Below are 10,543 nucleotides of genomic sequence, written 5' to 3' on the forward strand. Positions count from 1 at the left end.
GGTGATCGAACACGGCCGCGCGCCGGAGATGTTGTGGCATCGCGAAACCGAACTGCCCGACGGCATCGGCCTGATCGCAGTCCCCGGCGGCTTTTCCTATGGCGACTATCTGCGCTCGGGCGCGATGGCGGCCCGTTCGCCGATCATGCGCGCGATCGTCGACGCAGCGGGTCGCGGCGTTCCGGTGATCGGCATCTGCAACGGCTTCCAGATCCTGACCGAGGCCGGCCTTCTGCCAGGCGCGCTGATGCGTAACCAGGGCCTCAACTTCGTGTGCCGCGACGTCGCGCTGACGGTCGAGAACAGCCAGTCCGCGTTCACCGCGCGCTATGCGCAGGGCGAAACGGTCCGCTTTCCGGTCGCGCATCATGATGGCAATTTCAATGCGGACGCCGAGACGCTCGATCGCCTCGAAGGCGAAGGCCGCGTCGCCTTCCGCTATGCCGAACCGGTCAACGGGTCTGCACGCAACATCGCCGGCATTCTCAACGATGGCGGCAATGTACTGGGCATGATGCCCCACCCCGAGCGCGTGATCGAAGCCGCTCATGGCAATGACGACGGTCGCCGCCTGTTCGAAGGGCTGCTGGAGACGGTTGCGTGACACACGCAGCGGGCTGTCTCTGCGGAGCGGTCCGTTTCACCATTACCGCCGACCCGCTCGGCGCGCGCACCTGCTGGTGCCGTCTTTGCCAATATCTCGGCGGCGGCACCGCCACCGCCAATGTCGTCTTCCCCCGCGACAAGGTCAGCTGGACCGGCCATATCCGTTATCATGAGTCGATTGCCGACAGCGGCAATCACATGCGGCGCGGCTTCTGCCCGAAATGCGGGACGCCTCTCACCAGCGAAGCGCTCGAACGCCCGCATCTGGTCTTCCTGCGGATCGGCGCACTCGACGACCCCGATCTGATCGGCCCCGATATGACGCTGTGGACCTCGCAAGCGCCCGACTGGGCCTGCATCTCCGACAACATTCCCCGCTTCGACGAACAGGCGCCTCCGGTCGCATGACCGCCGCCACGCTGCCGGCCTATCTGGCGGCTGCGATCTGCGAAATCGCCGGCTGCTTCGGATTCTGGGCGTGGCTCCGTCTCGGCAAGCCGATCCATTGGGCGCTGGGCGGCACGGCACTTCTCGTCCTGTTCGCGCTGTTCCTCACCCGCATTGAGAGTGAGACGGCCGGACGGGCTTTCGCCGCTTATGGCGGAGTCTATATCTGCGCTTCGCTCGGCTGGATGTGGACGGTCGAGGGCGCCCGGCCCGACCGATGGGATATGCTCGGTGCCCTGCTCTGCATCGCTGGGGCGGCTGTCATTCTGCTGGGACCGCGAAGCGCCTGATCACACCTGCGTGCGGAACGGCGTGAAATCGGTGTGAGAGTCGAACAGGTCGACGCCCTCGCGTGCCTTGAGGAAATTGACCACGACATAGGTCAGCGGCGTCAGCAGTACCTCCCAGCTGACCTTGAGCACCCATTGGGTCACCAGCACCTTCAGCACCAGCGAGGGGCTCCACCCCACCGCGCCCCAGAAGGCGAGCGGATAGAAGATCAGGCTGTCGACGCCCTGACCGGCGATAGTCGAGCCGATCGTCCGCATCCACAGATGCTTGCCGCCGGTCGCGACCTTCATCTTGGCGAGGACATAGCTGTTGACGAACTCGCCCGCCCAGAAGGCGGTGATCGACGCGAAGACGATCCGCGGCACCTGCCCGAACACCTGCTCATAAGCCGCCTGCCCGGTCCAGTCGGCAGCGGGCGGAAGTGCCACCACGACCCAGCTCATGAACGCCATGAACAGCAGCGCCATCGTGCCCGCCCAGATACAGCGCCGTGCCCGGGCATAGCCATAGACTTCGGTCAGCACGTCGCCGAGGACATAGCCGATCGGGAAGAAGAGGATGCCCGCGCCGAACGGCCAGGCACCGATTCCCGGCAGATCGACCGTCGCCACCTTGCCCGCACCCAGCACGTTGGACAGCAGGAGGATGGTGACGAACGCCGCCATCACGAAATCGAAATAGCGAAAATGCCGTCCCTTATAGGTCTCGGCATCCTGGACAGCGGGCGCGGCAGCGTGGCTTTCGATCATGTCGCCACACTAACCACGTTCCATCCGTGCGCAATCCACGCTATCGGCATCGCTGCGCGCGCCCGTAGCTCAGTTGGATAGAGCACGAGCCTTCTAAGCTTGGGGTCACAGGTTCGAATCCTGTCGGGCGCGCCAATGAGACATAGGTGGAATTAGTCTCGTCCGGATGCCTGATCGCGCAGGCCATGGAGATCACGGCTGGCGTCCGGCCGAGGCATGACGCTCGATCATGATTGCGATTGCAACAAGCATCGTGCCCGCAGCGACGAGGAAGGTCAGCCGCATTGCCGAAACGATATCGGAAGCCGCGGCGTGAGCGAACTCCTCCGTCCCCACGCCGAAGGCGAAGATCGCTCCCATCACGGACGCCCCGATGATCAGGCCGACATTGCGCGACAAGTTGAGCAGTCCGGAAATCATGCCCCGCTGATCGCTTGCAGATTCCGCCAGAACCGCCGTGTTGTTGGCAGACTGAAAAAGTTGGTAGCCAGACGTCAGCACCATGATGGAAAGCATATAACCCGCTACGCCGAGCCGCTGCGGTAAGCCCGCCAACAGGAAGGCTCCTGCCGCCAGCAAGGCAAGCCCCGTGGTCAGTACGCGGCGGCTGCCCAGTGCATCCACTATTCGTCCGGATGGGAATCCGATGAAGATCGAGAGCACGGGCCCGACTGCCATTACAAATCCGACCTGCGTTGCCGTCAGCCTGAATCCGATACCCAGAAGAAAGGGGCCGACTACCAATGTCGTCATCATCACAGCAGCGACTGCGGCGTTGACGAGAAGGTTGGACGCAAGCGACCAGTTCATGAGCGCCAAGAAGCTCAGGGACGACGCTCTAATCTTGCCGGAATCTGCGGGAAGCATTTTTACTGCCAATGCCAGCGCCAGAACCGATAGCGGGATCTGAATCCAGAAGATGCCTCGCCATCCGGTCATTGGAATCAGCAGCCCACCGACTGACGGACCGAGCGCCGTGCCGAGCGCGGATACCGTAGCGAGCATACCCATGGCGCGTCCTATCCGAGCCTCGCTCGCCGTCTGACGCATCAGGGCCATGGAAAGTGTTGTCAGGAATGCCGCACCGGCGCCCTGAAGCGCTCGCGCACAGATAAGCAGCGGCAGGGTCGGGGCAACGGCACACAGCACCGAGGCTACGGCATATGTGGCGAGGCCGGCGATGAGCATGAGCTTCAGACCGTATCTGTCGCCCAGCTTCCCCGCGGTCGCCACAGAGACCGTCAGCGCTGCAAGATAGATGACGACGACTGCCTGCACTTTTGGGAATGGCGCGGAAAAGGCCTCCGCCAGTGTCGGCAATGCAACATTTGCGATGCTCGTGCCCAGCGAGGCCAGCAGCATTGCGAGGGCTAGTGGGATTATGTTCGTCGATTGCATATTGTTGAGTGAGCGCCGCGCCGTTCGTTCCATGAGCTTGATTCCTTGCCTGACCATCGTTTCGGGAGCAGGCTGCCACTTCAAGTCAAGTTGAGGTCAAGCATGAAATTTCTGGATATCGGAGAGGTCGCAAAAAGGAGCGGAATCAAGCCTTCGGCGTTACGCTATTACGAACAGGCTGGTCTGATTTCCTCGATGTACCGCCACGGACTGCGCCGACAATTTTCGGCCGATGTGCTTTTGCAGCTGAAGCTGATCGGGATGGGAAAAGCGGCGGGCTTTTCTCTGGAGGAGATTGGCGGAATGTTCAGTCAGGAAGGGGCGCCGAAGCTTCCGCGCGACGTCATTCACGCTAAGGCCAATGAGATCGACCGCCAAATCCTCGAGCTGATCGCATTGCGCGACACACTCCGCCATGTGGCTGCTTGCCCCGCCCCCTCCCACATGGAATGCCCGACGTTTCGGCGGCTCGTGAATATAGCAGGGAAGCGCAACGTAAAGCGCTCGAGCAGAACACCGCCGAAGCGCGCACGATAGCTTATGCTATTCTCGCCATAACCCGTCCGGCGGGGACGCACTATTCGTGGGATCAGACGTGCGGGCGCAACGCCGCCATAGCGCGGTCGACGGTTCCCTGGGTCATCATGTCGGCAAGCGAGCGGCCCGATAGCCAGGCGAACTCGACGCGAGGGCCGAGCAGCCAGTCGCCACAGGCGCCGAGCTGAAGGCGGGCGTTCCAGAGCGAGCCCTGATCGGCGCCGCGCGTCATCGCGAAGCGCCAGCGGTGGGCGGTGATGCTCAGTATCTCGGGGGCAGCGGTTTTGGCTTCGGCGACGAGCGCGTCGAGCAGCACGCCGGCCACCACCGGCGCCTCCATCTCCACATTGCGCGCGGACCAGTTGCCGCCGGCCTGCACGACCCAGCTTTCAGGCCCCTTGCGGCCGGGCTTGGCGCTGTTGCGGGCGGCCCAGGAGATCAGGCCGCGGTTGCGCAGATGATCGTGGTCGATCGACAGACGGTCACCGAAAGCGATCATGGCGGTCCAGCAGGGCTGCGACCGCGCCATCATCGCATGGGTCGCCATGGCGATGTCATGAAGGCCCAGCAGCGCCGCGGCCTGTTCGGCCGGCACCGCGATTATGGCGGCATCGAAGGGCCCCTGCTTCTCCGGGCCGACCTTGACCCACCATCCATCCCGATCGCGCATCAGGCCGTCGACATGATGGAGGTGGCGGACGTCGAGACGTTCGGCCAGATATTTGAGCGGCGCATTCATCGTGGGCACGCCGACCCACGCGTCCGAACCTGCCTCGGTCCAGGGCTCGGCCAGCCCAGCCTTGTGCCACTGCTGAACCTCGTCGAGAAAGGCGGCTTCCCGAACGGTAAAATATTGCGCACCATGGTCGAAGCTGGCGGCGCCCTGCGATGTGTCGACGCGGCGACTGGACATGCGCCCGCCGGTCCCCCTGCCCTTGTCGAACAGGACGACCTCGCTTCCGCGTTCCTGCAGTTTTTTGGCACAGGCAAGGCCAGCGATGCCGGCTCCGACGATAGCAACCCGTTTCATCAATATCCCATGAGCGACAGCAATTCCTTGCGGCTGCTCTTGTCCTCCAGAAAACAGCCGAGCAGGCGGCTCGTGACCATGCCGACACCCGGTGTCCGGACACCCCGCCCGGTCATGCAGCCATGCTGAGCCTCGATCACGACCGCGACGCCGTGGGGGTTGAGATTATCCCAGATACATTGCGCAACCTCTGCCGTCAGACGCTCCTGGATCTGGAGACGCCGGGCAAAGCCATGCAGAACCCGGGCGAGCTTCGATATGCCGACGACGCGATTGCGGGGAAGATAGGCGATCGAGGCCTTGCCGATGATCGGAGCCATATGATGCTCGCAATGCGACTGGAACGGTATGTCCTTGAGCAGGACAATCTCGTCATAGCCGGCCACTTCCTCGAATGTGCGGGTGAGGTGCAGTGCTGGATTTTCGCGATAACCCTCGCAATATTCCCGCCAGGCGCGGCCGACGCGGGCCGGCGTGTCGCGCAGACCTTCGCGCTCCGGCACGTCGCCAGCCCATTCGATCAAGGTGCGAATGGCGTCCTGAACATGCGCCGGGACGATCACCTTGCCGTCTTCATCCTTTTCCCCAAGCCCGGGCGAGAAATAGTTCATCGGACAGCCCTTTCATGAGCATCGGGAGAAAAACGGTAATGCCGGTGCAGCTTTGTCTTGCCGACAGGGGGGCCGATGCAGCAACATGTCCAAAGGGCCATGGGGATTATCCGGCGGCGAAATCACTGCTACGGAAGGCGAGATGTCTGTTTCTGATATGATAGCTGGGAGCGCGGTCGCCGCGGTCATTAGCAACCCCCGCCTGCCCGACAATCCCATTGTCGAATGCAACGATGCCTTCGTGGCTCTCACCGGCTACGCTCGTGACGAGATCATCGGGCGTAATTGTCGTTTCCTGCGCGGGGCGGACACCGAACCCTGGCTGACCCAGGCATTACGCAGCGGCGTTCACAACCAACGCCCCGTGATGGTCGAAATCTTGAACTACAAGAAAGACGGTACGCCGTTTCGCAATGCTGTTCTGGTGGCGCCGATCTTCGGAGCCGATGGCGAGATCGAATATTTCCTCGGTTCGCAGGTCGAGATCGAAGATCCCGCGCTAGGCAGTTCACCGCGCCGCGAAAATGCCCATGACAAGATCGCCGGCCTCTCGGATCGCCAGCGGGAAGTGCTCGTGGCCATGGCCGCCGGCAAGCTCAACAAGCAGATCGCCTATGATCTCGGGCTGACCGAGCGCACGATCAAGATGCACCGTGCGGCGATGCTCCGCGCGCTTGGCGTCAGGACGGGCGCCGAGGCTATCCGCATCGCGATCGAGGCAGGCTACTGACGGAACCGAAACGAGCGGCGCGATCTGCGTCTGTCGTTCGGTCCGGTTTTCCGGCTGCTGAATTCCCATGACCCGCCCAGCCACAGTCACACTTTGCGCGCTCCAGGGGGTGCCGCTGATCGAACCCGGATTCGATCTGGCAAGGATCATCGTCGATGCACTGCACTCGACCGGCGAGCGGCTCTGCGAGGGCGATATCGTCGTACTGGCCCAGAAGATCGTCTCTAAGGCCGAAGCTCGGCTCATCGCGCTCGAAGACGTTGCCCCCTCCCCCAAAGCCATCGAACTCGCGGCCGAGTGCGACAAGGATCCCCGCCTCGTCGAACTGATCCTCTCGGAAAGCCAGGAGGTGATGCGAGTGCGCAAGGGAGCGCTGATCGTTCGGCATCGTCTCGGCATCGTGCTGGCTAATGCCGGCATCGACCAGTCGAATATCGGACAGGATAAAGAGGCCGCCCTGCTGCTGCCGGTCGATCCCGATGCGAGCGCTGCGAAACTCCGCGCGGGGCTAAGGGCGATGACGGGTGTCGGCCCGGCAGTCCTGATCATCGACAGTCTTGGCCGCGCATGGCGTACCGGCACGACCGGGACGGCGATCGGCGTGGCCGGCATGCCCGGCCTGCTCGACCTGCGCGGCCGGCCCGATCTTCACGGGAGACCGCTTGCGAGCAGCGAACTCGGACTGGCCGACGAAGTGGCTGCCGCTGCGTCGCTGGTCATGGGCCAGGCCGATGAGGGGCGCCCGATCGTCCTCGTCCGGGGCATCGGATTGGCGCAGCGTGACGGCAGTGCCACCGAGTTGATCCGTCCCCGGCATCTCGACCTGTTCCCATGATCATGGCACTCGCCGGAGGCGTCGGAGGAGCGCGCATGGCCAATGGCCTCGCTGCCTGTCTGCCGCCGGAGGATTTGCTGGTGGTCGTCAATGTCGGCGATGATTTCGAGCATCTCGGCCTGCCGATAAGCCCCGATCTCGACACTGTTTGCTACACGCTGGCGGGGTTGAACGATCGCGAGCGCGGCTGGGGGCTGGCAGGCGAAAGCTGGAACTTCATGGCCGCGATCCGCGAGCTCGGCGGCGAAGACTGGTTCAATCTCGGCGACCGCGACCTCGCGACGCATATCCTGCGCCGAACGCTCCTCGAAACCCAGAGCCTGTCGGAGGTCACGCGCCATATCTGCGAGCGGCTGGGGATCGTTCACCGGATCGTGGCGGCGACCGATGACCGGCTCCGGTCGATCGTCCACAGCGATGAAGGCACACTCGCCTTTCAGGACTATTTCGTGCGCCGCCGCGCCGAGCCGGCTTTCCGATCCATCGACTTCGACGGCGCAGAAGCGGCGCGCCCCTCCCCCGCCTTCGCGGCGGCTCTCGACGATCCCGACCTCGAGGCGATCATCCTCTGCCCATCCAACCCGGTCCTCAGCATCGCCCCGATATTGGCGATCGGCGACGTCCGGGACCGGCTGCGCCGCTCGCCTGCACCGGTGCTCGCCATATCACCCTTCATCGGTGGCGAAGCGATCAAAGGTCCCGCTGCCAAGATCTTCAACGAACTTAATATTCCCTGCAGTCCGCAGGGATTGATAAGCTGTCTGGGCGACGTGGTCGACGCGCTCGTCATCGATCACGCGGACGCGGAATCTTCAGGCACGGGCCTTCCGACGCTCGCGACCGACACACTGATGCGTGACGATGCCGGGCAGAAGCGGCTCGCCAGCGAAGTACTGGCATTTGCCCGTTCGGTCAGACGATGAAGAATATCTGCATCCTGGCGGCCAGATCGCCGCAGGAGGGCAAGAGCCGGCTTTCGTTGGACCTATCCTTGTCCGAACGATATGCTCTGAATATGAGCATGTTCCACCATGTTCTGAAAACCGTATGTGAGCTGTTCGAGCCAGATGAGGTGGTGTTGGTAACGCGCTCGTCCGAATTCGCCGAAATCGCAAGCACGCTTGGCATCCAGACAATCGAAGACCGCGGAGATGATCTCAACGCTGCATTCGCACAAGGCCGAAAGCACGCGATGCAAATGGGCGCCGAGCGGCTGGTTACGCTGAGTTGCGATCTGCCCTATCTGGAGGCGGCTGATCTGGCGGCGCTGATGGCGACAAGGAACGAGGTCGCGATAGCACCCGATCGCCATGGCACGGGGACCAACGCGCTGGTTTTATGCCCACCTCTAGCGATAGATTTTTCTTATGGCCCAGATAGTTATCGGACCCACTTAATTTCAGCTTTGAGCGAAGGCCGGACGGTCAGCGTAGTCGACCGGCCCGGCCTGGCAAAGGACATCGACCTGCCCGCCGAACTCAGGGAGTTGCTCGGCGGGCAAGTCTGATCAATTCTCGAAATTATCCGCAATGAAGCGGTCGAGCAGACGAACGCCATAACCAGTCGCGCCCTTGTCCCAGGTCGTGCCCGGCTTGGACGACCAGATCATGCCGGCGATATCGAGATGGGCCCAACGCACGCCCTCATCGACGAAGCGCTTGAGGAACTGGGCGGCCGTGATCGAGCCGGCCTCGCGTGGTCCCACATTCTTCATATCGGCGATCGGCGAGTCGATCAGCTTGTCATAGGTGTCACCGAGCGGCATCCGCCACAGCCGGTCGCCCGATGCCGTCGCCGCCGCCAGCAACTGATCGGCCAACAGGTCGTCATTGGCGAACATACCGCCATATTCATGGCCGAGCGCCACGATCATCGCACCCGTCAGGGTCGCGAGATCGACGATCGTCTTCGGACCATGGGTCTTCTGGACCCAGGTCAGCGCGTCGCACAGGACGAGGCGCCCTTCGGCGTCGGTGTTGATCACCTCGACCGTCTGACCCGACATCGACGTCACCACGTCACCCGGCCGCTGTGCCAGACCATCGGGCATGTTCTCGACCAGGCCGCAAACGCCGATGACATTGGCCTTGGCCTTGCGCAGCGCCAGCGTCTTCATGACCCCAGCCACCGCTCCGGCCCCGCCCATGTCCCACTTCATGTCTTCCATGCCGGCGCCGGGCTTGAGCGAAATCCCGCCCGAATCGAAGGTGACGCCCTTGCCGACGAAAGCGACCGGCGCCTTGCCCGCATCGCCACCGTCCCAGCGCATGATCAACATCTGCGGCGCGCGGGCCGAGCCCTGCGCTACGCCGAGCAGCGCCCCCATGCCGAGGGCCGCCATCGCATCCCGATCGAGCACCTCGATCTTCACGCCCAGCGCCTCCAGCGGGCGGCAGCGTTCGACGAAGCTCTCGGGATAGATGATGTTGCCCGGCTCGGTCACCAGCTCACGGGTGAAGGCGACGCCCTCGACAACCGCCGAGTTCGCCGCCCAGCGGCTCTCCGCTTCGGCGCCAGCGCCGACGATGACGACTTCGTCGAGCGAGGGGCGCTGCTTGGCGTCCAGCTTCGTCCGATACTTGTCATGGCGCCAGGCGCGCAGCGTGGCACCCGTCGCAACAGCGGCGCCGGCCTCGTCGGGCTTTGCACCGGGCGCTCCGACGAGATCGACGACCAGCGCCTTCTCGCCCGACGTCAACAGCCTGGCGACGAGAGCCGCTCCAGCTTTCTCATAATCGCTCTTCGATCCGAGGCCGACGAGCAGAAGCCGGCGCGCAGCACCGTCCAACTCCGCAAAAAATTCGACGATGGCACCAGCTTCGCCATCGAACCGCAACGCTGCAGCCGCAGCCCGACCCAGCGACTGAGCCGCCTCCGGCAGGGACGCAAGCGCCGATCCCTGCAAGGTGCCCGGCGCCACCACGATAGCGAGCGTGTGGGCAACATTCGGCCGGACGTCGGCGAAACTAATGCGCATCGAAGCGGTTTCCTTCTGTCAATGTTGCCTTCCATCTAAGGTGCCGACGGGCAGGTCGCAACGGTACCGAAGGATCGGGTCGCCGCGCAGCCCATTGCAGGCGGCGCGCTGGTGCGATAGGCGGCAGGGGCATCGTGCAGACTGCCGGGAAATCATGCCGCCGGCCCGTCATGTGGGGATTCGTGAAAAAGCCATATCTGTTCCTCCTGGCGACCACCCTGCCCATGTTTGCCAGCGGCGGCGCCATCGCCGCGCAGCCCAATCTGGTGGAGCCGGCCCCCGCACCGCTGCAGGGCGACGCCCCGACTCCTGCCAATGAAGAAGAGGTCACC

General features: G+C 63.5%; 13 protein-coding genes and 1 tRNA gene. 9 read left to right on the forward strand and 5 right to left on the reverse strand.

The genetic code is table 11. The features are described 5' to 3' along the window. The 3 genes from purQ to KAY22_RS19315 all read left to right on the forward strand — a co-directional run. Window positions 1-604 (forward strand): phosphoribosylformylglycinamidine synthase subunit PurQ (gene purQ / locus KAY22_RS19305; RefSeq protein ID WP_296624903.1); only part of this gene is annotated, 604 nt, incomplete at its 5' end. After that, entirely contained in the window at window positions 601-1,014 is a 414-nt protein-coding gene (locus tag KAY22_RS19310) for a GFA family protein (protein WP_296624904.1), read from the forward strand. The genes purQ and KAY22_RS19310, both read left to right, overlap by 4 nt. Then, window positions 1,011-1,343 carry a YnfA family protein gene (locus KAY22_RS19315; RefSeq protein ID WP_296624905.1) on the forward strand — a complete coding sequence of 111 codons (333 nt, stop codon included), beginning with the start codon at window positions 1,011-1,013 and terminating at the stop codon, window positions 1,341-1,343. The genes KAY22_RS19310 and KAY22_RS19315 overlap by 4 nt, the downstream gene beginning before the upstream one ends. Here the strand turns inward: KAY22_RS19315 and KAY22_RS19320 are convergent, their stop codons facing one another. Further along, window positions 1,344-2,093 (reverse strand): queuosine precursor transporter, encoded by a 750-nt coding sequence (locus KAY22_RS19320; protein ID WP_296624906.1) that lies wholly within the window; start codon window positions 2,091-2,093, stop codon window positions 1,344-1,346. A gap of 58 nt (window positions 2,094-2,151) precedes the next feature. Between KAY22_RS19320 and KAY22_RS19325 the strand changes: the two genes are divergently transcribed. Then, window positions 2,152-2,228 (forward strand) — tRNA-Arg (locus tag KAY22_RS19325). Between the two features lie 57 nt (window positions 2,229-2,285). On the opposite strand, the gene KAY22_RS19330 is transcribed toward KAY22_RS19325, so the two are convergent. Further along, window positions 2,286-3,524: an MFS transporter gene (locus KAY22_RS19330; protein ID WP_296624907.1), complete on the reverse strand. Its 1,239-nt coding sequence runs from the start codon at window positions 3,522-3,524 to the stop codon at window positions 2,286-2,288. Between the two features lie 69 nt (window positions 3,525-3,593). Between KAY22_RS19330 and KAY22_RS19335 the strand changes: the two genes are divergently transcribed. Beyond that, window positions 3,594-4,028 (forward strand): helix-turn-helix domain-containing protein, encoded by a 435-nt coding sequence (locus KAY22_RS19335; RefSeq protein WP_296624908.1) that lies wholly within the window; start codon window positions 3,594-3,596, stop codon window positions 4,026-4,028. A 52-nt stretch (window positions 4,029-4,080) separates the two neighbouring features. Here the strand turns inward: KAY22_RS19335 and KAY22_RS19340 are convergent, their stop codons facing one another. Beyond that, window positions 4,081-5,058, reverse strand: a complete 978-nt coding sequence (locus KAY22_RS19340) for an FAD-dependent oxidoreductase (RefSeq protein WP_296624909.1) — start codon at window positions 5,056-5,058, stop codon at window positions 4,081-4,083. Next, the gene (gene folE / locus KAY22_RS19345; RefSeq protein WP_296624910.1) at window positions 5,058-5,669 is read right to left on the reverse strand and encodes a GTP cyclohydrolase I FolE; all 612 of its coding nucleotides are present in this window, start codon (window positions 5,667-5,669) and stop codon (window positions 5,058-5,060) included. The genes KAY22_RS19340 and folE overlap by 1 nt, the downstream gene beginning before the upstream one ends. A gap of 142 nt (window positions 5,670-5,811) precedes the next feature. Here folE and KAY22_RS19350 point away from each other — a divergent pair, with 142 nt between their 5' ends. The 4 genes from KAY22_RS19350 to cofC all read left to right on the forward strand — a co-directional run bounded on the left by KAY22_RS19350 (window position 5,812) and on the right by cofC (window position 8,741). Then, window positions 5,812-6,399 (forward strand): PAS domain-containing protein, encoded by a 588-nt coding sequence (locus KAY22_RS19350; RefSeq protein ID WP_296624915.1) that lies wholly within the window; start codon window positions 5,812-5,814, stop codon window positions 6,397-6,399. A 67-nt stretch (window positions 6,400-6,466) separates the two neighbouring features. Further along, window positions 6,467-7,234 carry a coenzyme F420-0:L-glutamate ligase gene (gene cofE / locus KAY22_RS19355; protein ID WP_296624911.1) on the forward strand — a complete coding sequence of 256 codons (768 nt, stop codon included), beginning with the start codon at window positions 6,467-6,469 and terminating at the stop codon, window positions 7,232-7,234. A 2-nt stretch (window positions 7,235-7,236) separates the two neighbouring features. After that, window positions 7,237-8,157: a 2-phospho-L-lactate transferase gene (gene cofD, locus KAY22_RS19360; protein WP_366514111.1), complete on the forward strand. Its 921-nt coding sequence runs from the start codon at window positions 7,237-7,239 to the stop codon at window positions 8,155-8,157. Next, window positions 8,154-8,741, forward strand: a complete 588-nt coding sequence (gene cofC / locus KAY22_RS19365; RefSeq protein WP_296624913.1) for a 2-phospho-L-lactate guanylyltransferase — start codon at window positions 8,154-8,156, stop codon at window positions 8,739-8,741. The genes cofD and cofC overlap by 4 nt, the downstream gene beginning before the upstream one ends. On the opposite strand, the gene KAY22_RS19370 is transcribed toward cofC, so the two are convergent. After that, on the reverse strand, window positions 8,742-10,211 hold the full coding sequence (locus tag KAY22_RS19370) for a leucyl aminopeptidase (protein WP_296624914.1): 1,470 nt from the start codon (window positions 10,209-10,211) through the stop codon (window positions 8,742-8,744). Window positions 10,212-10,543: the final 332 nt, after the last annotated feature.

This window comes from Rhizorhabdus sp. (genome assembly GCF_018006725.1).
In the GTDB taxonomy this organism is placed as follows: Bacteria; Pseudomonadota; Alphaproteobacteria; order Sphingomonadales; family Sphingomonadaceae; genus Rhizorhabdus.

Coding starts and splice junctions, on each gene's coding strand:
- KAY22_RS19330 (WP_296624907.1), bottom strand. CDS start 3,524: ATGGAACGAACGGCGCGGCGCTCACTCAACAATATGCAATCGACGAAC.
- cofC (WP_296624913.1), top strand. CDS start 8,154: ATGAAGAATATCTGCATCCTGGCGGCCAGATCGCCGCAGGAGGGCAAG.
- KAY22_RS19315 (WP_296624905.1), top strand. CDS start 1,011: ATGACCGCCGCCACGCTGCCGGCCTATCTGGCGGCTGCGATCTGCGAA.
- cofD (WP_366514111.1), top strand. CDS start 7,237: ATGGCACTCGCCGGAGGCGTCGGAGGAGCGCGCATGGCCAATGGCCTC.
- KAY22_RS19350 (WP_296624915.1), top strand. CDS start 5,812: ATGTCTGTTTCTGATATGATAGCTGGGAGCGCGGTCGCCGCGGTCATT.
- KAY22_RS19335 (WP_296624908.1), top strand. CDS start 3,594: ATGAAATTTCTGGATATCGGAGAGGTCGCAAAAAGGAGCGGAATCAAG.
- KAY22_RS19340 (WP_296624909.1), bottom strand. CDS start 5,058: ATGAAACGGGTTGCTATCGTCGGAGCCGGCATCGCTGGCCTTGCCTGT.
- KAY22_RS19370 (WP_296624914.1), bottom strand. CDS start 10,211: ATGCGCATTAGTTTCGCCGACGTCCGGCCGAATGTTGCCCACACGCTC.
- KAY22_RS19320 (WP_296624906.1), bottom strand. CDS start 2,093: ATGATCGAAAGCCACGCTGCCGCGCCCGCTGTCCAGGATGCCGAGACC.
- cofE (WP_296624911.1), top strand. CDS start 6,467: ATGACCCGCCCAGCCACAGTCACACTTTGCGCGCTCCAGGGGGTGCCG.
- folE (WP_296624910.1), bottom strand. CDS start 5,669: ATGAACTATTTCTCGCCCGGGCTTGGGGAAAAGGATGAAGACGGCAAG.